Here is a 19,797-nt window from a genome sequence, read left to right as displayed (position 1 = left end):
GACACCGGCACCGACGGCATGGCCGGTGTGTTGGCCGCCATTGACTGTGCCGCCACCTCCATCGGCTTTCCCATTCGCAACATGCATACCATCTCGGAAACCGGCAACACCCAGGACGTGCTGGCCGCCGTACACGTGTTGACTCGTACCCTTCAGGCGCTGGATGCGCTGCCGGACCCGCACCGCGAGTTTCTCGACAACCACCCGCGGCTGGATCAGGCTCGGCCACTGTCGCACCAGGGCTCGGTAAAGCCCGACGAGGACAAGGAAGAGCGCGGTCAGGTCTCAAGTGGCCACCAGCAGAAACACCCCTCCTGAGGAGCGGGCGGCCAGTGTAACGGGTAGGCGGCTTACTCGTAGAGGAGCCGCCTAGCCAAGGCAGCGATCATCGAACAAGTGAGGATTGGATGGGCATTGAATCGAACGTTTTCCGGGCGGCGTTGCTGGCCGCGACAGTCAGCCTGCTGCTGGCAAGCTCGCCGCTGTGGGCGCATGCGCACGTCTCCACCACCCAGCCCGAGGCCGGGGCGATCCTGGAGCAGGCTCCGGAGCGGTTGGAGCTTCAGTTCGACTCTCCGATCCGTATCACCCAGTTCGATGTCACTGGACCGGAGGGTTTGGTGGAGCTGAGTGAAGACCCAATCGGCGCATCAGCGGAACGGCATGTGGCGGTGCCTGCCGACACCCTGGCCCCCGGTGATTACGAGGTCGTCTGGCGCGGGATCGCCGAGGACGGCCATGCCATGTCGGGGGGCTACCGCTTCGCCATCCAGGAATAGACAGCATGGCGTTGACCGCACTGGACCCCTGGACGGCCAGCCGCGTTCTGGCCTTGGCGGGGTTTTATACGGCGGCGCTGCTGGCAGTAGGCGGGGTACTGTTTCGCTTCGCCTTTGCCGCCCTGCCGTCTCGCGACACTCTCGTGATCAACCGCAGTATCTGCATTGCCGCCTGGTGCGCTGTCGGCATGTTGCTGTTGCTATGGCTATTGCAAGCCGCCTACCTGGGTGGCGGCAACTGGGCATCGGCCTTCAATCCGGTGCTGCTGGGCATCGTCGGAGAAAGCGCCCAGGGTGAACGGCTGCGCCTGGCACTGGTAGGGCTGGTGGTGCTGCCCATATTCGCATGGAGAGACGTGCCTCGTGTCATTCGCCATGGGTCCGGCTTGCTCGGCATCCTCCTGGTATTGGTGGCCTTTTCTCGAGTCGGTCATACCCGCGGGGCACCCTGGCAGAGCGCGTTGCTCATACTGCACCTGGGCCTTGCTGCCTTCTGGGCCGCGGCGCTGCTGCCTCTTTATCGTATGGCCAGGAATAGTGCTTCATGCGAAGCGCAGCAGCTCCTGCAGCGCTTCGGACGCTTCGGTCTGATGCTGGTGCCGCTGCTGCTCATTGCCGGGGGGAGCTTGGCCATGTGGCTAATGGGTGGCCGGCCGAGTGCGTTGCTGACCACCCCTTACGGTCAGCTGCTTTCGCTGAAACTGGCTCTGGTAGTGGGGCTGCTGCTGCTTGGTGCGGCCAATCGCTGGTGGCTGGTACCAGCCGTCGCCAGGGGGGAGGCGGAGGCTTCCCGGCGGCTGATGCGAAGCATCGCCGTTGAAGCCTGTCTGATGGTAATGATCGTGCTGGTCGCCGCCACTCTGCTGACCACGTCCTCGCCGGTGCGGTAGGCTATCGCTTCACGCGCCGAGTGTACCGATCCGCCATGACCCATGACGCCAGTTTGCCTGCCCGCTCCCGCCGCCTGCTCGAAGCCGCTCCGGAAGACGCGCTTCCGTTGACCTACCAGCAGCTTGCCGAGGCGCTGGGGCTCACACCGCCGCGCACCATCCAGCGCGTGGCTCAGGCGCTCGAAACGCTGATGCGTGAGGATGCCGAGCAGGATCGGCCCCTCATTGCCGCTCTGGTAGTCAGCCGACGCGATGGCCTGCCGGCACGGGGCTTCTTTGAACTGGCGGTGGGGCTGGGCCGTTTCCCTGACGACCCGGCCCGGCATGCCGAGGCGTACCGCCTGGAATTCGAGCGTGCGCTGGCCGAGCGGCGTCGTGCCGGTGAGTAGAGCGCGGGCCGGCCGGTCAGTGGGGTTACTGCTGCCGCCGTAGTGGGTCGAGCAAAGCGCTCAACCCGTTGTGGTCGATTTCGTGCATCAGGTGGAGCAACTCACCGATCTCGCCGGCCGGGAAGCCTTCACGGGCGAACCAGTTGAGGTAGGGCCCTGGCAGGTCGGCGATCAGCCAGCCTTCGTACTTGCCGAACGGCATCCGTCGACTTACCAACTTTTCCAGATCTTCTGGCTGCACGTCCGCTCTCCTCTCGTTGCGCTGCCGGCTATCCCACCAGCATTCCCGCTATCGGGCAAGTCGCTCCGCTCGTTCAGGGAACAACACACGGTTACCGACCCGGCATTGAATTGTCGAGCAGGCGGGCTAGTTTCAAAACAATCGGCTTGCCATTCACCCAAGGAAGGGAGACTCCGTATGAATCCGGATCGTCCTCACGACCCCACCCGCCGCAAGTTCGTCGGCGGCCTGGCCACCGGTGTGGCCGCCGCCGTTGCCGCACCCGCTTTCGCCCAGCAGAACGGCGGCCAGGCCTCGGCCCAAGGCAGCCCTGCAGATAGCCCTCTCACGCAGAAGCAGGACCCTCGGGAGCAATTTCCCAGGCCGCCGTTCCCCGAGCAGCCCCAGGAGTGGCCGGGTCTGGCCAGTGAGATGGACCCGCGGCCCGACCACGGCGAGGAGAGCTATCGCGGCAGCGGCCGCCTCGCGGGGCGCAAGGCGTTGATCACCGGCGGCGATTCAGGCATCGGCCGGGCCGCGGCCATTGCCTACGCCCGTGAAGGGGCCGATGTGGCCATCAACTACCTGGAAGTGGAGGAGCCCGACGCCCGCGAGGTGATCGAACTGATCGAGGCGGAAGGGCGCACCGCGGTTGCCATCCCCGGCGACATTCGCGACGAGGCGTTCTGCAGTGAGCTGGTGGAAACCGCGGTGGAGCGGCTCGGCGGGCTCGACATTCTGGTCAACAACGCCGCTCGTCAGCAGTGGGCGGAGTCGATCCTGGACGTCAGCACCGAGATCTTCGACGACACCATGAAGACCAACCTGTACGCGATGTTCTGGATCACCAAGGCGGCCCTGCCGCACATGGAGGAAGGGGCTTCGATCATCAACGTCGCTTCCATGGTGGCCGAAGATCCGCCCAAGATCCTGCTCGAGTACAACATGACCAAGGCTGCCATCGTCAACTTCTCGAAGACACTGTCCAAGCAGGTGGCCGACCGTGGCATTCGCGTCAATTCGATCTCGCCCGGCCCGTTCTGGACCCCGCTGCAGCCCAGCGGCGGCCAGCCACAGGAGGAGGTGGCCCGCTTTGGCGAGGACTCTCTGATGGGCCGCCCCGGACAACCGGTCGAGATCGCCGGAGTGTTCGTCCTGCTCGCCTCGCAGGAGTCCAGCTTTGCCACCGGCCAGGATTACGCCGCCACGGGGGGCGCATGACCGTATAACGAAAAGCGAAAGGCCCCGCTGCGCGGGGCCTTGAGTTTTGCCGTCATCGTGACGAGTGGTTCCAGTTCACATCTGAGAGAGCAGGTAGTTCGGCTTGCCCAGCATCTTGATCAGGCGCAGCTGCTGCTCAAGCCAGTAGGCATGGTCTTCTTCCGTGTCGGCCAGCAGTCCCAGCAGTACGTCACGGGTCTGGAAGTCGCGTTCCCGCTCGCACAGGGCAATGGCCTCCTTGAGCGCGTCGCCCACTTCGTATTCGAGCTGGAGATCGTTGGCGATCATTTCCTCGACATCGCTACCGATGCGCACCGGGGTGCGGGTATGGATGTCGGGCTTGCCTTCCAGGAACAGGATCCGCTCGATCAGCTGTTTGGCATGGCCCTTTTCGTCGTCGAATTCATGGGCTATGCGTTCGTAAAGCTTGGAGAGCCCCCAATCGGCGTACATCTCGGAATGGAGAAAATACTGGTCCATGGCGGCGAGCTCTGCCGCCAGCAGGCCGTTCAGGGCGTCGATGATGCTTTGGTTGCCTTTCATGCGTGTCCTTCCCTTGGCGCGAGTCGTACGAATGAGTCCATCCTAGGTTGAATCGCATGGACGGTCAAATTCCCTTACAATTCAGCAGTTTGATATTGCTTCCGTGTGCGATTCGCATTTGTCATTTGCTACCTTGTAATGAGTCGCCTCGAAGCAACACTGAGAATTGCCACCGGTAACGAACCGCGATGGGGACCTCCCATGCAAGCCAATCAACGCCCGATAGGCGTCATCAGCGATACGCATGGCCTGCTGCGCCCCGAGGCGCTGACCCTGCTTGAGGGTTGCGAACTCATTCTGCATCTTGGCGACGTGGGCGAGCGAGACGAGGACGTCTCCATCCTTGAGCGGCTGAGCGAACTGGCCCCCACCCTAACGGTGCGCGGCAACATAGATACCGCCCCTTGGGCCGAGCAGCTGCCGACAACCCGGGATATCGTCGTCAACGGGTGGCGCCTGCATCTCACTCACATCCTCAAGGAGTTCGACCCGGCCACACCCTGCGATGCGGTACTCCACGGCCACTCCCACAAGCCGCGAAACGAGTGGCAGGACGGCCGGCTGCTGTTCAACCCCGGTGCGGCCGGCAAGCGCCGCTTTCGATTGCCCATCACCCTGGGCAAGCTATGGGCCGACGAGCGCGGCCTGAGAGGCGCCATCCAGCATCTTCCGTTGTGAAGCCATCGCCATGAGGCCCGCTCAGTCGTTTGACTCGAACGTTACGGTGGACCGGCATCGAGGCTTACTCTCGCCTTGCCACCAGCAGGCCGATGCCGGCGCCCGCCAACAGGCTCGCGCAGGTGCGGTTGAAAAACCGGCGCATCGCGGGGCGCGAGAACCAGTGGCGCAGGAAGGCGCCGAAGCAGGCATAGCCGACGATGGCCACCCACTCGAGCACCAGAAACAGGGCGCCCAGAATCAGGAACTGGAAGGCCACGTTGCCGCTTGGCGTCACGAACTGAGGAAGGAACGCCGTGAAGATCAGAATGGCCTTGGGGTTGCCGGCGGCGAGCAGGAATTCCTGACGGCCCATACCCCAGAGGCCCATCGGGGCTGCTGCTACGCTCTCGTGGTCACTATCGACACCCCACAGTTGGTAGGCGAGCCAGAACAGGTAACCGGCACCCAGCACCTTGATGAGCAGGAACAGCTTCTCGGAGGTGTAGAGCACGGTAGCCAGGCCCGAGGCCGCGAGGACGATCATCACCACGAAAGCCGCCAGGCGACCGATACCGGCCAGGCAAGCCATGCGCACCCCATAACGTTTGGCGTTGCTCATGGAGAGCAGGTTATTGGGACCCGGTGCCATGTTCAAAGCGAAGCATGCCGGCACGAAGAACAGTAGGGTCAGTAAGTCCATCTGGGTTACCAGGGCGAAGTTATTCGGCTTTTCGTAGGCAGGATAGCGGATCTGCGGCCACATCTGACAGCACGCCTAAAAATGCAATGCGCGCTGGAATGAAAGATACTAAGCAGGATAACTATCGACAGGCATCGCGAGGCGATATGAATTCCACCATCGAACTGCTGAAATCCCATCGCTCGATTCGCAAATTCACCGACCGGAAGATCCCCCACGAACTGCTGGTCGAGCTGATTCGCGCCGGCCAGGCCGCGGCAACGTCCAACCACGTACAGGCCTACAGCGTCATTCACGTGAAGGACCCCGCCAATCGCGAACAGATCGCCGAGCTGGCAGGCGGACAGTCCTACGTGGCAACCGCCTCCGATTTTCTGGTGTTCTGTGCCGACATGAAGCGGGCCACCGAGGCGGCAGAACGCAGCGGTGCCGACGTCGTGCGCGGCATGACCGAACAGCTGGTGGTGGCCAGTGTGGACGCGGCCCTGATGGCCCAGAATGTCGTCATTGCCGCCGAGTCCGAAGGGCTGGGTATCTGCTACATCGGTGGAGTTCGCAATAACCCCCAGGAGATCAGCGACCTCTTGCGGCTGCCTGAACACGTCTACCCGGTGTTTGGCCTATGCCTCGGCTACCCGGCCCACGAGCCCGACGTCAAACCGCGCCTGCCGGTGGAAGCGATCCTCAAGGAGGACACCTACAGCGACGACAGTGAGTTGGTGGCCGCCTTCGACGACACCATGCAGGCCTACTATGGCCAGCGCAAAGGCGGCAATAAGGACACCAACTGGTCCAGAAACCTGACCCCGCTGTTTAGCACCAAGCTGCGTGCCCATATGCGCGAGTTTCTGACCAAGCGTGGCTTCGAGATGAAATGAGGTAGCCAAAGCCCAGCAGAGTGAAGCCGGTCAATCGACATCGGCCGAAAAGGCCACGTCGCGCTGTGCCTCGAGCATATGCAGCCGCTCTTCCAGTGCCTGCTTGACACCCGTATACGCCGAACTGCCGAGGGCCAGCCGCATGGGGGGCTGCGCCGCATCGGCGGCGGCGATCATGGCGTCCACCGTCCTGGCGGCATCGCCCTTTATCTCGAAGCTGCCTTCTGCCACGGCGCGCCTGACATCGCCCGCCGGCGTTGCGTCGTAGGCCTCCATCGGCGTCCCGCGCACGAGCCCGGTGGCGAAATCGGTCGCGGTGGGGCCCGGTTCGACAATGATGAAGTCGATCCCGAACGGAGCCACGTCCTGCGCCGTCGATTCGACGAAGCCCTCGATGCCCCACTTGGTGGCGTGATAGAGGGAAAAGTTGGGATAGGCCTTCTGGCCCCCTTCGGAGGAGACCTGCACGATTCGCCCGCCGCCTTGGTCGCGCAGGTAGGGCAGCGCCGTGCGAATCAGTTGAATCGAACCGGTGAGGTTGGTGGCAATCTGGTGATCGATCTGCTCATCGCTGAATTCTTCGGCGGCACCGAAGAGGCCATAGCCGGCATTGGATACCAGCACATCGATCTTGCCCATCTGGGCGAAAGCTTCCTTGACGACCGTGCGAATCCCCGGCACGTCGGTGAGGTCGAGTGACAGCACCAGGAGGCGCTTGCCATGGGCCTGCTGCAGGTCATTGAGCACGCCCTCCCTGCGCAGCGTGGCGACCACGCGGTCACCGCGTGACAACAGGCGCTCCGTCATCAGTCGGCCAAGGCCTGAGGAGGCTCCGGTAATCAACCATGTCTTGCTCATCGCTCTGTTCCTTCCTTCGGGTGGGTTGCCAGTGCATGTTGGTACTCCCGATTGGAAAGCAGAAGTCGTCTAGTATGGGATGAAGTCGTGAGAGGAATTCACCAATGACCAAGCCAACGCTGGCCGACCTGGAAGCCTTTGCGGTGGTGGCCGCCGAACGCAGCTTTCGGCGCGCAGCCGATGTGATCGGTGTCTCGCGCTCGGCGTTGAGCCATCGAATGCGGCATCTGGAAGAGCTGCTCGGCGTGCGGCTACTCCACCGCACCACTCGCAGCGTTTCTCTCACCGATGCCGGTGGCCGGTTTCTGGCACGTATCACACCGACCTTGAGTGAACTGAACGCCACGCTGGACACCCTCGCCGACGACCGCGGCGAACCCGGCGGCGTGTTGCGCATCAACGCGAGCAGGGCGGCGGCTCGCTTGCTGCTTGCCCATGTCGTGCCTGCTTATCTGCGCCGATATCCGGCGGTGGAGCTCGATATCGTCAGCGAAGGGCGTCTCGTCGATATCGTCGAGCAGGGTTTCGATGCTGGAGTACGGCTGGGTGAGATGGTGCCCCAAGACATGATTGCGGTGAAGTTGGGTGGTGCCATGCGCTTCCTGGCGGTGGCCTCGCCGGCTTACCTGCACCGCTTCGGCACCCCCGACGTACCCGACGACCTGCACAAGCACCGCTGCATACGTCAGCGTTTGCCCAGCGGCAAGCGCTACCGCTGGGAGTTTGAGCGGAGAGGGCAGGAAGTCGTCATTGAGGTTCCCGGCATGCTGACGCTGGATGATAACGATCTCATGGTCGAAGCGGCTGCCGACGGCCTCGGCATTGCCTACGTTCCCGAAATCGTGGCCAGCGACCGCCTCGCCTCGGGGCAGCTCGTGGCGCTGCTCGAAGCCTGGAGCCCGCCATACCCTGGCTTGATGCTCTATTACCCCGGGCATCGCCACGTGCCTGCAGCACTACGTGCCTTCATCGATCTGCTGAAGGCGTCAGATGTTCAGGCGGGCAAGCCCATGGCTCAGGTCACCGACAGCCGTTAGCCATCTCCGCAATAATGTCCAAGCTCCTCGCTTGGGCTGGGCCTAAGCTATGCCATAGTGGCGTTCAGGAGGTGTGGCATGGCCAAGCAATCGAGTCATTTCGACTACTACAAGAGCCGGCAGGTGCCCGGACTGACAGTGCTTCAGGCATCGCTGAGCGACTTCAGCTACGACCGCCATGCCCACGAGGAGTACGCCTTCGGCGTGACCCTCTCCGGACGGCAGGACTTCTTCAGCAGCGGGCAGTTCCACCGCAGCCCGCCCGGCAATGTCATTCAGTTCAACCCCGAGCAGGTGCACGATGGCCACCCAGGGGACGATAGCACGCTGGGTTACGTGATGATTTACGTGCCTTCCGCTCAGCTCGAGGCCTCGTTTGCCGATGCGGCAGGGTGCGAGCGTGCCGCTCAGTTCCAGGGTAGCGAGACTCTGCTGGCCGATCCTGAGCTGCGCCACGCCATTCTCGATCTTGCGCAGCTGTTGATCCACCAGCAGGGCACGCGCATCGATCAGGAGCACGCCCTGCACCGTATGGCGACGCGCCTGGTACAGCGCGCCGGCCAGTTCCAGCCCGGCGGAAGGGTGAGCCGTCCCGATGCGCTGCTGCTGCGCGCCAAGGAGTACGTCCTCGCGCACTTGGAGTCGGATCTCTCGCTGGATGAAATAAGCCAGGCCGCCCATCTCTCCAAGTACCACTTCCTGCGCCTTTTCCGGCAGCAGTTCGGCATCACGCCGCATCAGTACGTGCTGAGCTGCCGGATCAATGCCGCGCGCAGCGCCCTGGAGGCCGGCGTGGCGCCCACCGAGGTGGCCTTTCGCTACGGCTTTACCGATCTAAGCCATTTCAACCGCCGCTTCAAGCGCATCTACGGCAAGACGCCATACCAATACCAGCGCAGCATCACCTAGCGGCGCTGAACCCGGCCGCTCGGCCAAACACACTACGCACTACCTACCGGAGAATCTCCCATGGAGATCGTCGCCTATGCCCTGGGCGTCATGTACACGCCTGGGCCTGTGAATCTGCTCGGCCTGAACGCCGGACTCAACGGCCAGACCAAAACCTCGCTTGGCTTCTTCATCGGCGTGGGGCTAGCCATGCTCACGCTATTCCTCCTGTTCGGCTGGGCCGGGGCGGCCTGGGTGCGCGGCGACATGCTAGCCGTGGTGGGGGCGGTGGGCTGCGGGTACATCCTTTACCTGGCGATCAAGGTCGCCCGCTCGAGCATCGACCTGAGCAGAGTGCGCGAAGCGCCACGCGTGCTGCAGTTCCGCGACGGCCTGATCATGCAGCTATGCAACCCGAAAGCCATGCTTGCAACCCTGCCGATCGCCACCATCCAGTTCCCCGCGGCCGGCATTCACGGCGTGAGCCTGCTGTTCTGGTCGCTCGGGCTGGCAGTGCTGGCCTTCGGCGCCCCCGGCAGCTACGCCCTGATGGGCGCCGTGGTCGGCCATCGCCTCGAGAATCCGAGGCTACTGAAGGGCTTCAGCCTCGCCATGGCCACACTGCTGGTATGGGTAGCGATCACCATCGGCTACGAGCACGTCTGGCTGCCGCTGGTGTCGGGTGGGTTTTGAGGTTTGATGGACGTAAAGCAGGTCATGCACTAAGACTGAAACGAACCACCACATGGGGCTGGCCGCCAGACACCAAGGTATGGCTTGCCCTCCAGGCGCGCACGGGCTCCACCAAGGAGGCGCCATGACGCCAAAAAACATATGTCGCCGGATCGTGCGAAGCATCTCTTTCCTGCTTCTGACAAGCATGATGGTAATGGCATCGACGGTTTTTGCCGATACCGAAAAACCGGCTTTGGCCTTGGCTCAATTCGATTTTCAGGACACATCTGGCGAAGACGAAAATCTAAGCGCCGAGCATGCAGCAAGACTGAAATCGCTCAATGAGACGTTGCACAACGGCCTTGCCATGAACCGTGAGATCACGCTCGTCCGCCTGTCTTGCGAGGTGGAACCCTGTACGCACCGCGCCCCCGGCCTGGCCGTTCTATCAAGCCAGGCCATGGCTGCTGGTGCTCAATATCTGCTTATCGGTGAAGTTCACAAAGTGAGTACGCTGATTGGAAGGGTAAGGCTGGCGGTGCTGGATCTGAATGACAACAACGAGTTTGCCTGCGAGCAACTCTTGTCTTATCGCGGTGATAACGACGAAGCCTGGCAACGCATGGCTCAGTACACCTTGCGCCACATCGAAGAGAATTGCCTGCCTCTGCGCTGAGATCGCCATCGAACGCGACTAGGTACCCGCCCCATACTCATGGGTCGGCGTCAGGCATGTGAGTCCCGCACCCGCCTACGGCTGGGCATTGGCATCGTCATAGCTGGAGTTATTGCTGCTGCTCACGTCATAAATACATTTTCCCGCCACGAACGTCCGCTGCGGCTGTAGTTCGCTGTCGATGAGCGTCACATCGGCATCGAAGCCGATAGCTATACGTCCCTTGCAGGCGTGTAGGCCGAGTACCCGGGCCACGTTCGTGGTAATCAGACCCAAGGCCGATTCGAGAGGCAACACACTCTCATGAACGAGGCGCTGCCAATCCGCGATCAACGTCGTGTTCTTGGCTACCTTCATTCCCAGGTACGCCCCGTTGGCATCGAATTCCGGCAGACTGCCATTGCAATCGGAGCTCATGGTGATGCGCTCCGGTGGAACGCCGCGCTCCAGAAGCCGAGACACCGCATCGAAACTGGAAAGGCCGTCGCCGGCATCTTCGAAGGCGGTGACATCCACACTCGCCTCGAACGTCAACGCATAGTCCGCGGCTTCCTCGAGCAAGGCCGCATGGCGATTCACATGGGTGGGAATCACCTGGTCGGCGGGAATCTCGGTCTTGGATAGCAATCTGCGTAGCGGTTCCAGACCGCGTTTCCCATCACCCAGATGGAAATGGCAGATGCCTCGTTTGCCGGCCAGCATGGCGCCAACACGTGTATCGCTGACGATCCGTTCGATCTCATCCTGGCGTGGCTGGCTCGAGCGATGATCCGAAATGGCGATCTCCCCCAGGCCGATGACTTCGGGAATCCAGGCCAGGTCGCGCTGAATGTCGCCGGTCAGCGTGGGTGGCGGAACGCGATACGCACCGGTATACATGAAAGCGGATATGCCTTCGGTACGCAGTCCGCGTACCTTGGCCAGCAGGTCTGCCGGGGAGCGGCTGATACTGTCAGTGCCGAGCACCCCCACGATAGTGCCAATTCCCATCGCGGCGATTTCCCGGGCCGAAATTTCCGGGCAGCGGGTACCGCAACCGCCCTCGCCACCGCCCCCGGTGACATGCACGTGCTGGTCGATGAAGGCGGGCACGGCGGTAAGGCCATGGGCTTCAACCACCCGGATAGCCCAGCCCTTGGGGATGTCGAGGTCGTTTCCCAAGGCGATGATCTTTCCACCCGCCATCAGGATGTCAGTCGCCTCCAGGCGCTCGGGTGAAAAAATAGCGCCGACGCGCAGCAGGGTCATGAGCTCGGTATTACCGGCATCGCTTAGGGTCATGGTCGGGCACCCGCATCGCTATCCGCCATCGGGGTGTCCGGCAGGAACCGGCGCCCACGCAGCCGCTCGGTGGCACTTTCGATATCATCGATCAGTAGTACCAACAGGTCGCCCACCCTGGCTTCATCGAACGCTTTATCTACTGCGTGACGTTCATTCATGACCACCTCGACGCGGCAGGTGCCTGGCTCCGATTCCGCCCCAGCCCGCAGCAGGCTGACGGTTTCACCGTCGGGGCGGCCGCGGGGGGCTGTCTCGCAGAGCAGGACGAGGTCATGCATGCCGGCAAGTTGAGCTCCTAGGGCGTGCAGGTCCTCGTCGCGACGGTTACCCGGAGCGCTGGCCACGCAAATACGCCGCTGTGCGGGGATACGGCTTACGAGCTCGCTCAAGGCTTTGAGCGCCGGCACGTTATGGCCGTAGTCGATCAATACTTTTATATCGCCGGCGTCGATCAAGTTGGTGCGTCCCGGATTCTGTCCCGGGGTCGGGTGAAAGGTCTGCAGGCCCAATTGTATATCCGCAATGCTTAGCCCCAGGGCATAGGCCGCGGCGCTGGCCGCGAGGGCATTGGCAACATTGAAGCGGGCAAGGCCTTCGAAGGTAATAGGGGCGTCCACCACCGAAATGATGGAGGCTTCGACGTTTCCCTGGCGCATCACGATACACTCGTCATGAACCGTGAAGGCGACACCCTGAGCTTGCACATGCTGACGGAGAGGCTCTGAATCGGGCTCCAGAGAAAAGTAGATCACCTTCCCTCTAGCCCATTCCCTGCTCGCCAGCACGCGAGGGTCATCGGCATTGAGCACAGCCGTCCCTTCCTGGCGGACAGCGTCAATCACCACGGCCTTGCAGCGTGCCAGCTCATCCAGAGTATGGACGTCGTTTTCCCCGAGATGATCACTCTCAATATTCAGTAGCACGCCGACCTGGCATTCATCGAAACCCAGCCCGCGCCGCATGATGCCGCCGCGCGCGACCTCCAGCACGGCATATTCGACGGTAGGCTCGCGCAGTACGGTTGCTGCCGCCTGAGGCCCACTGTAATCACCCCGCATGATGATATGGTTGTCGATCTCGATGGCCCCTGTGCAGGCCATGCCGACACTGCGTCGCGCCTGGCGGAGCAAGTGCGAAATCAGGCGTACCGTGGTGGTTTTCCCGTTGGTACCGGTCACCGCAACGATGGGTATCCGGCCGGTGTCCTCGCTGTTCGGAAAAAGCATCTCGATGACGTGGTGACCCACATCCCGGCCCGTGCCATGGGTCGGTGAGATATGCATGCGAAACCCCGGCCCCGCGTTGACCTCAACCACCGCGGCAGACTGCTCCTCCAAGGGTATGGTCACCGTCTCGGCAAGCAGGTCGATGCCGATGATATCCAGTCCGACCAGGCGGGCGATGCGCTCTGCCGTGTACTTCACTTCAGGGTGCATATCCTCGGTGACATCCGTTGCAGTGCCCCCGGTGCTCAGGTTCGCCGTGGACTTCAGATAGATGACGACGTCTTTCGCGACGACGCTCTCCAAAGTGAGATTCTGCTGCGCTATCAGCCGATGCGACTGCTCGTCCAAGTTGATCTGTGTCAGGAGGTTTTCATGACCGATGCCGCGACGTGGGTCCTGGTTCTCCCTGTCGATCAGCGCCTGTAGCGTCGCCTCACCATCTCCCACCACATGGGCCGGGCGCCGCCTGGCGGCGGCGACAAGCTTGCCATCAATCACCAGCAGTCTGTGATCCTCGCCTTTGACGAAGCTCTCGACCAAGACCGTCGAGTTGTGGCGGGAGGCGATGGTGAACGCCTCACGCAGCGCCGGTTCGTCGCTGATATCCGTGCTGACACCGCGGCCGTGGTTGCCGATCAGCGGTTTGACGACAACCGGATAGCCGATATCGAGAGCGGCCTCGAGCGCTTCGTCTACCGAGTGACAAAGGCGCCCCTGCGGGACGGGAATGCCGGCCTCGCCGAGCACCTGCTTGGTCCAGTGCTTGTCATCGGCGATGCCGTGGCTGATCAGGCTCGTGCGGCAAGTCACCGTCGCCTGGATCCGTTGTTGACGGCAGCCGTGTCCCAATTGGACGTAACTGCTGTTCTCGTCGAGGCGCGCATAGGGAATTCCTCGGCGCTCGGCGGCATCCACTATCGACGCCGTGGATGGCCCCAGCATATGCGAGTCGCGTACGTTCTTGAGTCGGGTGACTACCGAGTCAATATCTATCTCGTCGCCATTGAAGAGTCGGACGACGATATCGACGGCTTCCACGCCGGCCGCCAGACCGCAGGCCTCATCCCGATAACGATAGATGACGTTATAGATACCGGTTTCGTAGGAGTCGACCGTCTTGCCGTAACCCACCGAAAAGCCGATCATATTCTGCAGTTCGATCGCGACATGTTCGACTACGTGGCCGGCCCAGGTGCCCCGTTCAAGGCGTTCCAGAAACCCCCCGGGCCGCCCGACCGAGCAGCGGTGCTCGTACAAGGTCGGCAGAAGTTCGGCGATGCGCTGTGTGATGCCGGGGACGGTATCGCTCGGCTTCGCTTCGAGCTCACCGATGTCCAGCCGCATGAAGATGGCCGGATAGCGGCTGTAGTAATTCGGCCCGCGCAGCGCTCGATGCTCGAGGATGTTCATTGCGCTTGGCTCTCCGCCAGGATTGCGTTGAGTTCGGCGGCGACGAGGTAGCGTCGTGCATCGATATCGTACCCATGGCCACTGACCATGGCATGCAGGATCATGTTCTCGACGGCAACCGGTTCGCCCATGGGGAGTTCCGCGATATTGGAGCTCGCCAGATCACGGCTATCGATGATGATGACGTGCCCCGGCCCGATGGTTTCCAGGATGCGGTTCGGGTGAACGATGACAGCGGTATCCTCACCGATGCCGACACCCAGTTGCTCCGGGTTGCTGGCACCCACTTCCATGAGGCGCGTGAATCGCCCCCGCTCGAGAAAGTGGCTATCGATGATGATGCCGCGAATGAAGCCCAGGCCGAAGGTCATGTTGACAGCCCCCTTGCGCAAGGCGTCTGCGGCCGCACCGTTGTAGATCATGGTGCTTGGCATGGCCGCAGCGCCGGCACTGGTTCCTGCCACGACGGCGCCGGCCCTAAAACGCTCGCGGATGGCTCGAAGGGCGGCCGAGCCACCAAACACATGGGTCAGGCGGAGCTGATCTCCGCCGGTGAAGAAAATCACGCCGCTTCGCTGAATAAGCCGGACATTGTCGGGATCGCAGGCTTGTCGGCGATCCTGTATGTCCAGCGCATGGACCTGGCTTGCGCCCAGGCGAGAAAAGGCCGCTTCGTAGCAAGGCAGGAGCTCTTCAGGAATGCGACTGGCCGTGGCGATGATGGCGACTTCGTCGCTGTCGTCGGGAGCAAGCTCGAAAACCCGTCGTAGGATAGAGAGTTCCGAGGTCTTGTCCTCGGCACCCCCGATAGCCACTAGGTGGCCCGAAACGATGGGGAGGTGTGACGCCATATGCCATTCGCCGCCCAGCGACGCTTTTGAGAAACGCTGAATCATTACCGATGCCGGCAATGGCGTAATGCTTAACCCGCATCTTCAGTTATAACAGTCGTAAACCACCCTAGCCAGTATTAAAGCGATCCCTCGTTATGACTAAAATCCTTCTGGCGAGCAGTTAATTTCGACTCTCTCGCGTATTGCCAAAGCGCGGCAACGATAAACCACTATGCTTCGATGATAGGCCTTCCCCAGCCCGGCCCCCTGGCCGGGACGGGCAAGCGCCATTTTCCTGCCTGCTACTCGTTAAGCGGCCAGGCCTGCGGCAGCCGAGCTTGCGCCAGGAGGCGATCATGAGCGTTCGGAATGTGTTTGTTGTCGGGCTGGATGAACCCAACCGTATACGGCTCGGGCATTTACGAGGGGCCAAGAATTATCGGTTTCATGGCGTGATCGACTCTGCGGAAGTCAATGATACCGAAATCTTTCCTATCGAAGACATGTTGTCCAGAGCCGAAACCCAGTTGAAAGAATTCAATGGGTCTATCGATGCTATCGTCGGGTACATGGATTTTCCCGTCTCGACCATGCTGCCGCTGCTCTGTCAGCGATTCGGTACGCGTTCCACCAGTCTCGAAAGTTTACTCAAATGTGAGCACAAGTATTGGAGTCGGCGCGTTCAGCAGGAGGTGATTGCCGATCATATTCCGCGCTTTACCGCCTTCGACCCCTTCGACGCCCAGGCATTGCAGCACATAGGGGAAGCGGGACTCTATTTTCCTTTCTTCGTCAAACCGATCAAGTCGTCCGGCTCGCGACTGGGCTTTCGCATAGAAAGCCCAGAAGACTTCGCCTATGCCGTGGCGCAGTTATGTGAAGGCATCGGGACGATTTCCGAGCCTTTCAATTACGTTCTTGAGCATGCCATTCTGCCTGACGACGTACGCGCGGTGGATGGCGGCCACTGCATGGCGGAAGAGATTATTGGTGGATGGCAATGTACGGTCGAGGGATATGTATTCCAAGGTGACGTCGTGCCTTATGCCATTGTCGATTCGATTCGCTACCCGCAAGTGCTGAGCTTTTTCTGTTATCGCTATCCGTCTCGTCTGCCTTCTTCCATTCAGACCAAGATGCACGAGCTGACTCGTCAAATCATGGCTCATATCGGCTACGACAATGCTGCCTTCAACGTCGAATACTTCTGGGACGAAGTGCAAGACCGCATCTGGCTGCTCGAGATCAATACGCGTATTGCGCAATCGCACTGCGACCTGTTCGAAAAGGTCGATGGGGTCAGCCATCAGCAAGTCACGGTCGACCTGGCCCTGGGGCGAGTGCCCGATATGCCTAGCCGCCAAGGGGCATTCAAGGTCGCAGGGAAATTCTTCTATCGGGTGTTCTTCGTCGACGCCACCGTCAGCCAAGTGCCCAGTGCCGCAGAGATCGAGGCATTGCATCAAGCCTTCCCCGGCACCTCGATCACGGTTCAGGTCGAGGTCGGTATGCGCTTGTCCTCCTTGCCAGAGCAAGACAGCTACAGCTACGCCCTGGCTTACGTGTGGATGGGCGCAGATGCCGAAGACGCGCTGGAAGAGAACTACCTACGTCTTGCCGAGCAGCTGCATTTCGCGTTCGAGGACATCGTCGGCTGACGGGCTCTTCGCGGCATGAATCGTGAGAAACCCCGTTACGGTAAAGGGAGCAGGTCATGCATATCGTCAGCGATTTTCCCCGCAACGTGCAGGAAGAGGAGGGCTGGATCACGCTGTCTGATGGCTGCCGGCTGGGCGTACGTATCTGGCGTCCGGTGGATGCCGAAAGCGATCCGGTGCCGGCTATCCTCGAGTACCTGCCATATCGCAAGCGAGACCTGACGGCGATACGCGATGCTCAGACCCATGCCTATTGGGCCGGCCACGGCTACGCCGGGGTGCGTGTGGACATCCGCGGCAGCGGCGAGTCGGAAGGGGTGCTGACCGACGAATACCTGCAACAGGAGCTCGACGATGGCGTCGAAATCCTTCACTGGCTGGGCCAGCAACCCTGGTGTACCGGCGCGGTAGGCATGATCGGCATCTCATGGGGCGGGTTCAACGGCCTGCAAATTGCGGCAATGCAGCCGCCCGAGCTGAAGGCCGTCATCACGATTTGCTCGACCGACGATCGCTACGCCGATGATGTCCATCACATGGGTGGCTGCCTGCTCGGCGACAACCTCTCGTGGGCCTCGACCATGTTCGATGCCAATACCTGCCCACCCGACCCGTTGCTGGTCGGCGAGCGCTGGCGGGAGATGTGGCAGGAGCGTCTCGAGGATAGCGGGCTGTGGCTGGCTACCTGGCTACAGCATCAGCGTCGCGACGACTATTGGAAGCATGGCTCGGTCTGCGAGGACTTCTCGCGCATTCGCTGTCCCGTCTATGCGGTTAGCGGCTGGGCAGACGGCTACTGCAACGCCGTGTTCCGCCTGCTCGCAGGACTCGAGGTGCCACGCAAGGGCCTGGTTGGCCCCTGGGCGCACAAGTATCCCCACCTTGGGGTTCCGGGCCCGGCCATCGGCTTCATGCAGGAATCCCTGCGCTGGTGGGACCAGTGGTTGAAGGGCAAGGATACGGGCATCATGGCCGAGCCGATGCTGCGCGTATGGATGCAGGAATCGGTTCCGCCGTCGGCCCGCTATGAGCTACGGCCGGGGCGCTGGGTTGCCGAACCGAGCTGGCCATCGCCGCGCATCGAACCGAAACACTTCCGCCTCACCAGCGGGCATGGCCTGCTGCCTGACCCGCAGGGCGGCGCAGCTTCCGTATCGGTAGAGGATTTTCCGCTTTCCGTGCGCTCGCCGCTGGCGGTAGGCCTGTATGCTGGCAAGTGGTGTTCCTACAATGCCCCGCCGGACCTGCCTCACGATCAGCGCGACGAGGACGGTGGCTCGTTGGTCTTCCAAACGGCACGCCTCGATCAAGAGATCGAGATTTGCGGACAACCCGTCGTCGAACTCGACATCCAAGCCGACCAACCGGTAGCGATGGTGGCGCTACGGCTCAGCGATATTGCCGATGACGACAAGGCGACGCGGATTACCTATGGCCTGCTGAACCTGACCCACCGTGACAGTGACGAATTTCCCGAGCCCCTGGAGCCCGGTAAGCGTTATCGGGTGCGGGTGCCGCTCAAACATATCGCGCAGAAGTTTCCCGTGGGCAACGCCATGCGGCTCTCGCTCTCCACCAGTTACTGGCCGTTGGCCTGGCCGTCGCCCGTTCCCGTCAAGCTGACAGTGCACCCTGCCGGCTGCCGGCTGATCTTGCCATGTCGCGAGCCCCAGCCTCAGGAAGAAGCGGCACTGAGCCCGTTCGAACTACCGGAGGGCGCGCCACCGCTGGCGGTTAGCGTGATACAGCCGAGCCACGAAGCGTGGTGCGTGATACGTGACCTGGCCAATGACAAGACCACACTCGAAGTCATCAATGACCAGGGCACCTTTCGTCTCGACGACATCGAGCTCGAGCTCTCGTCCCGGGTCGTCGAACGCTATACCTATTCCTACGGCAACTACGACAGCCTCAGCGGCTGGACCGAGTGGGAGCGCTGTTTCCGGCGTGGGGATTGGAAAGTACGCAGTGTCACCCGCACTTTGATGACCTCCGACGCATCAACCTTTCGTTTGCGAGCGACGCTGGATGCCTTTGAGGGCGCTACCCGGGTTTTTGCCAAGAGTTGGGACGAGGAGATCCCGCGCGACCTCGTGTGAGCGCAGCTGCCGCGCATACAAGGTGTATCGCTTGGCGCGTCAAGTGAGGGAACAGCGGCAGATACGGAACTGACCGGTTCCGATATAGGCCGAGGGCAGGGCATCGAACATGTCGCGGGCCGTGCGCACCAGGTGCGGTTGATCGTAGAAGCCCGCTTCCGCGGCCAGGGTTGAAAGGGTCATGCCTGGCTGCCAACGGGCCATGGCGCGGGTGATCTTCAGGTAGAGCAGGAAACGGCGCAGCGTCACCCCCGTTTGCTCGCGAAACAGGTGGGTGAGGCGCGACGTGGACAACCCGATACGTGCGGCCAGCGCCGCGGCATCCAGCTTTTCCGGTAGAGTTTCACGCAAATGGTGGCAGGTGTCCGCTATTCGCGGATCCAGCGGTAGCGGGGGCGCGCCGGTGGCGGCCAGCAACTGCGCCAGATTGCCTGAGAGCGCATGGCAATCGTCACTGCGGGCCAGCACCCGCGCCAGATCCTCGTCCAATGGCAGGTCCATCGAGGGGCGCCCCGCCAGGTTGCCTGCCAACCGCCGCCAGGCATCGCTGTCCGGGTCGAGTTGAGCCACCAGCATGGTGGTCTGGCCGGGATCCAGCGCCTGGGCCACATCCGGTGCCACTACTGCGGCCCGGGTGTGGCGGCGCTGGCCCTCCACCTCCAGCTCGAACGCTCCGTCCAGTCCCAGCAACAGCGATGCGCTGACGTGCCGGTGCGCCTTGTTGGCCGGCAGGCGGCCAAGCAGCATCCAGCGGTCATTCCACAGGTAGAGGGTTCCGCGCACCGGCAAGGTATCCGTCACAGACAATCCATGGCTATCGGGCAATAAACCCGAGGATAAGCCATTTCACCAACGGATACCGATACGGCAGGC

The 19,797-nt window shown here is 61.9% G+C and carries 20 protein-coding genes and 1 pseudogene; 13 read left to right on the top strand and 8 right to left on the bottom strand.

Annotation, left to right across the window (positions count from 1 at the left end):
• The 4 genes and pseudogenes from AC2VNO_RS09245 to AC2VNO_RS09230 form a co-directional block, all read left to right on the top strand.
• Nucleotides 1-318: pseudogene (locus AC2VNO_RS09245) on the top strand (peptidase M42); the annotation flags it as partial.
• A gap of 89 nt (nucleotides 319-407) precedes the next feature.
• A complete protein-coding gene (locus AC2VNO_RS09240) occupies nucleotides 408-779 on the top strand; it encodes a copper resistance CopC family protein (RefSeq protein WP_486933863.1) in 372 nt (123 codons plus the stop codon).
• A 5-nt stretch (nucleotides 780-784) separates the two neighbouring features.
• Complete coding sequence (locus tag AC2VNO_RS09235; protein WP_486933862.1) at nucleotides 785-1,669, top strand: CopD family protein; 885 nt, start codon at nucleotides 785-787, stop codon at nucleotides 1,667-1,669.
• Nucleotides 1,670-1,704: 35 nt separating this feature from the next.
• Nucleotides 1,705-2,058, top strand: a complete 354-nt coding sequence (locus AC2VNO_RS09230; protein ID WP_486933861.1) for a hypothetical protein — start codon at nucleotides 1,705-1,707, stop codon at nucleotides 2,056-2,058.
• A 25-nt stretch (nucleotides 2,059-2,083) separates the two neighbouring features.
• Here the strand turns inward: AC2VNO_RS09230 and AC2VNO_RS09225 are convergent, their stop codons facing one another.
• A complete protein-coding gene (locus AC2VNO_RS09225; RefSeq protein WP_486933860.1) occupies nucleotides 2,084-2,299 on the bottom strand; it encodes a DUF3820 family protein in 216 nt (71 codons plus the stop codon).
• Between the two features lie 177 nt (nucleotides 2,300-2,476).
• On the opposite strand from AC2VNO_RS09225, the gene AC2VNO_RS09220 reads away from it, so the two are divergent.
• Nucleotides 2,477-3,499 (top strand): SDR family oxidoreductase, encoded by a 1,023-nt coding sequence (locus AC2VNO_RS09220; RefSeq protein ID WP_486933859.1) that lies wholly within the window; start codon nucleotides 2,477-2,479, stop codon nucleotides 3,497-3,499.
• Between the two features lie 75 nt (nucleotides 3,500-3,574).
• Here AC2VNO_RS09220 and bfr read toward each other — a convergent pair whose 3' ends face one another.
• Complete coding sequence (gene bfr, locus AC2VNO_RS09215; RefSeq protein ID WP_486933858.1) at nucleotides 3,575-4,042, bottom strand: bacterioferritin; 468 nt, start codon at nucleotides 4,040-4,042, stop codon at nucleotides 3,575-3,577.
• Nucleotides 4,043-4,243: 201 nt separating this feature from the next.
• On the opposite strand from bfr, the gene AC2VNO_RS09210 reads away from it, so the two are divergent.
• Nucleotides 4,244-4,720: a metallophosphoesterase family protein gene (locus AC2VNO_RS09210; RefSeq protein ID WP_486933857.1), complete on the top strand. Its 477-nt coding sequence runs from the start codon at nucleotides 4,244-4,246 to the stop codon at nucleotides 4,718-4,720.
• A 64-nt stretch (nucleotides 4,721-4,784) separates the two neighbouring features.
• On the opposite strand, the gene AC2VNO_RS09205 is transcribed toward AC2VNO_RS09210, so the two are convergent.
• A complete protein-coding gene (locus AC2VNO_RS09205) occupies nucleotides 4,785-5,402 on the bottom strand; it encodes a LysE family translocator (protein WP_486933864.1) in 618 nt (205 codons plus the stop codon).
• A 146-nt stretch (nucleotides 5,403-5,548) separates the two neighbouring features.
• On the opposite strand from AC2VNO_RS09205, the gene nfsA reads away from it, so the two are divergent.
• Entirely contained in the window at nucleotides 5,549-6,280 is a 732-nt protein-coding gene (gene nfsA / locus AC2VNO_RS09200; RefSeq protein ID WP_486933856.1) for an oxygen-insensitive NADPH nitroreductase, read from the top strand.
• Nucleotides 6,281-6,310: 30 nt separating this feature from the next.
• Here nfsA and AC2VNO_RS09195 read toward each other — a convergent pair whose 3' ends face one another.
• On the bottom strand, nucleotides 6,311-7,138 hold the full coding sequence (locus AC2VNO_RS09195; protein ID WP_486933855.1) for an SDR family oxidoreductase: 828 nt from the start codon (nucleotides 7,136-7,138) through the stop codon (nucleotides 6,311-6,313).
• 104 nt (nucleotides 7,139-7,242) lie between these two features.
• On the opposite strand from AC2VNO_RS09195, the gene AC2VNO_RS09190 reads away from it, so the two are divergent.
• The 4 genes from AC2VNO_RS09190 (at nucleotide 7,243) to AC2VNO_RS09175 (ending at nucleotide 10,414) form a co-directional block, all read left to right on the top strand.
• Nucleotides 7,243-8,175 carry a LysR family transcriptional regulator gene (locus AC2VNO_RS09190; protein ID WP_486933854.1) on the top strand — a complete coding sequence of 311 codons (933 nt, stop codon included), beginning with the start codon at nucleotides 7,243-7,245 and terminating at the stop codon, nucleotides 8,173-8,175.
• A gap of 78 nt (nucleotides 8,176-8,253) precedes the next feature.
• Nucleotides 8,254-9,084 carry an AraC family transcriptional regulator gene (locus AC2VNO_RS09185; RefSeq protein WP_486933853.1) on the top strand — a complete coding sequence of 277 codons (831 nt, stop codon included), beginning with the start codon at nucleotides 8,254-8,256 and terminating at the stop codon, nucleotides 9,082-9,084.
• 60 nt (nucleotides 9,085-9,144) lie between these two features.
• Nucleotides 9,145-9,756, top strand: a complete 612-nt coding sequence (locus tag AC2VNO_RS09180) for a LysE family translocator (protein ID WP_486933852.1) — start codon at nucleotides 9,145-9,147, stop codon at nucleotides 9,754-9,756.
• Between the two features lie 124 nt (nucleotides 9,757-9,880).
• Nucleotides 9,881-10,414, top strand: a complete 534-nt coding sequence (locus tag AC2VNO_RS09175; protein WP_486933851.1) for a DUF2380 domain-containing protein — start codon at nucleotides 9,881-9,883, stop codon at nucleotides 10,412-10,414.
• 75 nt (nucleotides 10,415-10,489) lie between these two features.
• Here the strand turns inward: AC2VNO_RS09175 and iadA are convergent, their stop codons facing one another.
• Genes iadA through AC2VNO_RS09160 form a run of 3 tightly spaced genes read right to left on the bottom strand, consistent with a single transcriptional unit; the run spans nucleotide 10,490 to nucleotide 15,185 of the window.
• Nucleotides 10,490-11,695, bottom strand: coding sequence for a beta-aspartyl-peptidase (iadA, locus tag AC2VNO_RS09170; RefSeq protein ID WP_486933850.1), 1,206 nt, complete (start codon nucleotides 11,693-11,695; stop codon nucleotides 10,490-10,492).
• The gene (cphA, locus tag AC2VNO_RS09165) at nucleotides 11,692-14,334 is read right to left on the bottom strand and encodes a cyanophycin synthetase (protein WP_486933849.1); all 2,643 of its coding nucleotides are present in this window, start codon (nucleotides 14,332-14,334) and stop codon (nucleotides 11,692-11,694) included. Before cphA ends, iadA begins: the two co-directional genes overlap by 4 nt.
• A complete protein-coding gene (locus AC2VNO_RS09160) occupies nucleotides 14,331-15,185 on the bottom strand; it encodes a cyanophycinase (RefSeq protein WP_486933848.1) in 855 nt (284 codons plus the stop codon). Before AC2VNO_RS09160 ends, cphA begins: the two co-directional genes overlap by 4 nt.
• A gap of 338 nt (nucleotides 15,186-15,523) precedes the next feature.
• Here AC2VNO_RS09160 and AC2VNO_RS09155 point away from each other — a divergent pair, with 338 nt between their 5' ends.
• Together AC2VNO_RS09155 and AC2VNO_RS09150 are read left to right on the top strand one after the other, a co-directional pair.
• Nucleotides 15,524-16,825, top strand: coding sequence for an ATP-grasp domain-containing protein (locus AC2VNO_RS09155; protein ID WP_486933847.1), 1,302 nt, complete (start codon nucleotides 15,524-15,526; stop codon nucleotides 16,823-16,825).
• Between the two features lie 56 nt (nucleotides 16,826-16,881).
• The gene (locus tag AC2VNO_RS09150; protein ID WP_486933846.1) at nucleotides 16,882-18,924 is read left to right on the top strand and encodes a CocE/NonD family hydrolase; all 2,043 of its coding nucleotides are present in this window, start codon (nucleotides 16,882-16,884) and stop codon (nucleotides 18,922-18,924) included.
• Nucleotides 18,925-18,963: 39 nt separating this feature from the next.
• Here AC2VNO_RS09150 and AC2VNO_RS09145 read toward each other — a convergent pair whose 3' ends face one another.
• A complete protein-coding gene (locus AC2VNO_RS09145) occupies nucleotides 18,964-19,725 on the bottom strand; it encodes a helix-turn-helix domain-containing protein (RefSeq protein WP_486933845.1) in 762 nt (253 codons plus the stop codon).
• Nucleotides 19,726-19,797: the final 72 nt, after the last annotated feature.

It is taken from the genome of Halomonas sp. TH-94 (genome assembly GCF_057473365.1).
This window is presented reverse-complemented; position numbering and strand designations above follow the sequence as displayed.

Coding starts and splice junctions, on each gene's coding strand:
- nfsA (WP_486933856.1), top strand. CDS start 5,549: ATGAATTCCACCATCGAACTGCTGAAATCCCATCGCTCGATTCGCAAA.
- bfr (WP_486933858.1), bottom strand. CDS start 4,042: ATGAAAGGCAACCAAAGCATCATCGACGCCCTGAACGGCCTGCTGGCG.
- AC2VNO_RS09180 (WP_486933852.1), top strand. CDS start 9,145: ATGGAGATCGTCGCCTATGCCCTGGGCGTCATGTACACGCCTGGGCCT.
- AC2VNO_RS09220 (WP_486933859.1), top strand. CDS start 2,477: ATGAATCCGGATCGTCCTCACGACCCCACCCGCCGCAAGTTCGTCGGC.
- AC2VNO_RS09155 (WP_486933847.1), top strand. CDS start 15,524: ATGAGCGTTCGGAATGTGTTTGTTGTCGGGCTGGATGAACCCAACCGT.
- AC2VNO_RS09210 (WP_486933857.1), top strand. CDS start 4,244: ATGCAAGCCAATCAACGCCCGATAGGCGTCATCAGCGATACGCATGGC.
- AC2VNO_RS09175 (WP_486933851.1), top strand. CDS start 9,881: ATGACGCCAAAAAACATATGTCGCCGGATCGTGCGAAGCATCTCTTTC.
- AC2VNO_RS09240 (WP_486933863.1), top strand. CDS start 408: ATGGGCATTGAATCGAACGTTTTCCGGGCGGCGTTGCTGGCCGCGACA.
- AC2VNO_RS09160 (WP_486933848.1), bottom strand. CDS start 15,185: ATGGCGTCACACCTCCCCATCGTTTCGGGCCACCTAGTGGCTATCGGG.
- AC2VNO_RS09150 (WP_486933846.1), top strand. CDS start 16,882: ATGCATATCGTCAGCGATTTTCCCCGCAACGTGCAGGAAGAGGAGGGC.
- AC2VNO_RS09205 (WP_486933864.1), bottom strand. CDS start 5,402: ATGGACTTACTGACCCTACTGTTCTTCGTGCCGGCATGCTTCGCTTTG.
- AC2VNO_RS09235 (WP_486933862.1), top strand. CDS start 785: ATGGCGTTGACCGCACTGGACCCCTGGACGGCCAGCCGCGTTCTGGCC.
- cphA (WP_486933849.1), bottom strand. CDS start 14,334: ATGAACATCCTCGAGCATCGAGCGCTGCGCGGGCCGAATTACTACAGC.
- AC2VNO_RS09185 (WP_486933853.1), top strand. CDS start 8,254: ATGGCCAAGCAATCGAGTCATTTCGACTACTACAAGAGCCGGCAGGTG.
- iadA (WP_486933850.1), bottom strand. CDS start 11,695: ATGACCCTAAGCGATGCCGGTAATACCGAGCTCATGACCCTGCTGCGC.
- AC2VNO_RS09190 (WP_486933854.1), top strand. CDS start 7,243: ATGACCAAGCCAACGCTGGCCGACCTGGAAGCCTTTGCGGTGGTGGCC.
- AC2VNO_RS09195 (WP_486933855.1), bottom strand. CDS start 7,138: ATGAGCAAGACATGGTTGATTACCGGAGCCTCCTCAGGCCTTGGCCGA.
- AC2VNO_RS09230 (WP_486933861.1), top strand. CDS start 1,705: ATGACCCATGACGCCAGTTTGCCTGCCCGCTCCCGCCGCCTGCTCGAA.